3 protein-coding genes are annotated in these 3,749 nt (G+C 40.2%); all 3 read right to left on the bottom strand.

Annotated features, from left to right (window positions below; genetic code table 11):
• Positions 1-1,236: nickel-dependent lactate racemase (gene larA / locus J7K93_00975; protein MCD6115561.1), on the bottom strand; the 1,236-nt coding region annotated here is incomplete at its 3' end.
• A 6-nt stretch (positions 1,237-1,242) separates the two neighbouring features.
• Positions 1,243-2,316 carry a (Fe-S)-binding protein gene (locus J7K93_00980; protein ID MCD6115562.1) on the bottom strand — a complete coding sequence of 358 codons (1,074 nt, stop codon included), beginning with the start codon at positions 2,314-2,316 and terminating at the stop codon, positions 1,243-1,245.
• A 38-nt stretch (positions 2,317-2,354) separates the two neighbouring features.
• Positions 2,355-3,749, bottom strand: a 1,395-nt coding sequence (locus J7K93_00985) for an FAD-binding protein (GenBank protein MCD6115563.1), incomplete at its 5' end; no start/stop codon positions are given.

Genomic DNA, 3,749 nt, shown 5'->3' on the forward strand with positions numbered 1-3,749 from the left:
CATGGGGACTGTAACGCTTCCATCCATCATAAACAAAACTTTGGCATCTTCCCCTTTAAGTTTAATTGCATTGTCAACAGCATCCTGAATAGTATCAAATGGCCTGATAAATACTTTTTCCAAAACATCGTGGGGCAAGTCAGTAACACCCCATGTCTGAGCCCAAAGCCCAATCTCAGCCATCTTTGCAGCCTTGTGATATCCTATAACATACTCCCTTTCTATTTTTTCAAGTACTTCTTTGGGAGAATCACATGAACCCATAAGATTAACAAAAGAATCGTGGCCCACTCCTGAACGGCATTTCGAAACAAGTATAATTATCCCGTCATTTTTAAGGGCGAGTTTGGCATTATCAATAGCTTTTTGAGATTGATACAGATCAATATCCATCGGGAATTTTGCAACTGAAACCACAATGTCAGCCTTTTCTTTAATTGGCACAACAAATACATCGTTGGCTTTATCAATCGCCTTATAAAACGAATCATTTATATCACCGGAAGTCGCTGCATACAGGTTATGATTCATGTCAAGGATTGTCATTATTGCAAAAATATCCTTTTTAACAACCTGTAAAGCATCTATCATATCTTCGTGTACAGGATTGCCGTCCAGTGCAAGGCTTTTTGCTTTAGGGCTCAATGCCATTTTATGATTCTGTTCAATGGTTTTATAAGAAGCAATGCCCGGTAAAAACGATTTACGGCCGCCTGTGTATCCGGCAAAATAGTGAGGTTCTACAGAACCGATAATAACTATTTTATCTGCTTCTACTCCCATTCTGTTTACAACCATCTCCGTACCATTCTTGGACTTGCCGAGATACACCATGTTTTTTTCGTCTTTGGAGTCATGAGCAAAAATAACATTTTTAAATTCTAAATAATGTTTTCCGAAAATTTGATGATATTCCTCCTCTGTTGGTGCTCGGTGAATTCCGGTTGCAACAATAAATCTGATATTATAATCCTTAATATCATCATAGATTATATCCAGAACTTTGGCAGTAGGAGTTGGACGCGTTGCATCATTCACAATAAAAAGTACATCCCCTGAGCCCTTTAAAAAATCCTGAAGGTTTTTTGAATTTACAGGATTTGATACTGCGTCCTCTATTATTTGAAAAGCATCTCCTGCAGGCACTTTGTTGGGATTTACAATGCCCCCCACGAATTTATCCTGCAGGGTTACATCCATTGCTCCGTCTTTTCCATAAGGAATTTTTATTAACATGATAATTTACTCCTGAACAATAGCTTCATATATCAGATCCATGAGGTTTCCCACGTCAAGCTGTCCTCCGTTCTCTTTTGCAGCATTGCCGATATTAAACTCACAAGTCGGACATAGGGTTACCAGAGTATCAACACCCACATCAAGAGCCTGATCCACTCTGTTTGTAGCCATTTTTAAGGCAAGGGGATTATCTGTGACTAAAAGTCCTCCGCCTCCTCCGCAGCACTCTGCCTGCTTTCCGTTTGTGGGAAGCTCTACAAGTTCGACACCTATTTTTTTAAGTACTTCACGAGGTTCGTCAACAACATCCATTCCCCTTGCCAGATTACATGGGTCATGGTATGTTAATTTTCTATTGAGCTGTTTAATTTCACCGTCATAATTTTCAAGCCTTTCAGCAATTTCCGTAATAACATATTTTGCTTTAAGGTCGGGATAGTTCTGGTCTATAAAGTATGCACAAGTTGTACACAGGCAGATTATTTCCTCATCTTTATCCGGGATTGTCGCTCTGAATTTATCCTGCTGTTCTGCAAACCTTTTTTTATCCCCAAGTACACCAAAGGGCATACCGCAGCATGTCTCATCAAAAGTTTTAGGTTTTAGTCCCAGCTTTTTAAGTACATCAAGATATTTCTTTGAATCTTCCGGTCTTCCGAGAAGCCTGCAGCCGAGCAAAACCTGCTTCTCTTCATTATAAACAGGGGATTTTAGCTCTTCATCAAATATATTACCGCTATTTTCAATAGTATCTAAAAGTTGTTTATGTGCCTCTGTACCGTAACCTGCTTCCAACAAATCTGCCCGTGCAGCAGTCAGTATACCGGGCACATTTACATTTGCCGAACATCTCTCGACACAATCCTTACAAAAAGTACATTGAAATAATTTCTCACTCAGATAATCAGATGGCTCCAGATCACCGGTTAAAAGGCCATACGCTGCATTAAGTTTTCCTTTCGGCCCATCTATCTCCCAGCCGAGCTCTTTAAAAACCGGACATCCTTCAAAACAGTAGGAGCATCTTATGCAAATATTCAGCTCTTCTTCCCAGGCTTGTAAATTCTTTGTTTCCATAAATTTTCTCCAAAATTTCCGTTTTTATCAATAAATTATTAAAGGCTTACATTATAACGAAGCTTAGTCGCTGTAACCCAATCATCAGGGGCATCCATCATTTTCCCAGGGTTTAATATATTGTTGGGATCAAAGGCTTTTTTAACTGCCCTCATTATAGCAAGAGCATTGGATTTCTCCTCTTTGCAATCAGGCGCCTTGGATATTCCAATCCCGTGTTCAGCAGACGTTGTTCCTCCGATTGACCGGACATACTCATATATTTCAGATACTGCATTCCTTGCATCATTCCATTGCTCTTTCTGCATAGGATCCATCAATATCTTGGTATGCATAACGCCGGAACCGCAATGCCCGTATGCACTCATAATAACATTGTTTCTATCTGCTATTTCGTGTATTTTATGAGCCATATCCGCCATCCTCGAATACGGTACAGCCATATCATCTGCCAGAGAAGTGACAACATAACCTTTTTTATATCTCGATAATGAGGGAAATAACTGCTTTCTTCCAGCATATATTCGCGAACGCTCTTTCTCGTCATAACTCAATTCTATTCCGAATCCATTATGGGTCTCACATAACCCCTGTATTTTCTTAATTTCATAATCAACAGCCTCTTTAATCATACCGTCTGCTTCAAACAATAAGACCGCCTCTACATCAGGAAGGCCCATATTCATCGAATTATTAACCGCTGTAATAGCAACATTATCCATTAGTTCAAGCATTGAAGGCTGAGCTCCTCCGGTCATTATTCCCGCTATTGCATTACCTGCTTCTTCCAGTTTATTAAATTTCGCAATTCCAAGACACCTGAATTTAGGTATTGGTACAAACTTCAACGTTGCTTCAACAATAATTCCAAGTGTACCTTCTGATCCTACTATGAGTCTTTCTATTTGATAACAGGCAGCCTCTACTCTTGTTTTAGAACCAAGGGAAACAAGTTCACCATTAGCCAGCACAACTTTCATCCCCAACACATAATCCCTTACAGCCCCGTATTTAACAGATCTGATACCGCTGGCATTATTCCCAATCTCACCTCCGATTGTTGCAATCTTGCTTGATGCAGGTGCAGGAGGATAGAATACTCCGTGAGGTTTTAACACACTATTAAGTTTTGCATCCACAACTCCTGGCTCGACTCTGCAATAAACATCTTCAAGATTTACTTCGAGAATCCGGTTCATTCTCTTCATATCCATGACTATACCGCCCTTTATCGGTACAGCCTGTCCTGACATGCCTGAACCCGAACCTCTGGTAACTATTGGTATACCATGGGAATTGGCATAACGTACAACCTCCTGAACATGTTCAACTTTATCAGGCTGAACCACTGCAGAAGCAGGACTCAAGTGTACAGATGCATCTGAACCGTAGACAAACAGATCCGCAGGATCATTTTTTACATGTTCCCTCCC

Source organism: bacterium (assembly GCA_021158245.1).
In the GTDB taxonomy this organism is placed as follows: domain Bacteria; phylum Zhuqueibacterota; class QNDG01; order QNDG01; family QNDG01; genus QNDG01.

Excerpts from the sequence above, each read along its gene's own strand:
- J7K93_00980 (MCD6115562.1), bottom strand. The coding sequence starts at position 2,316 with ATGGAAACAAAGAATTTACAAGCCTGGGAAGAAGAGCTGAATATTTGC.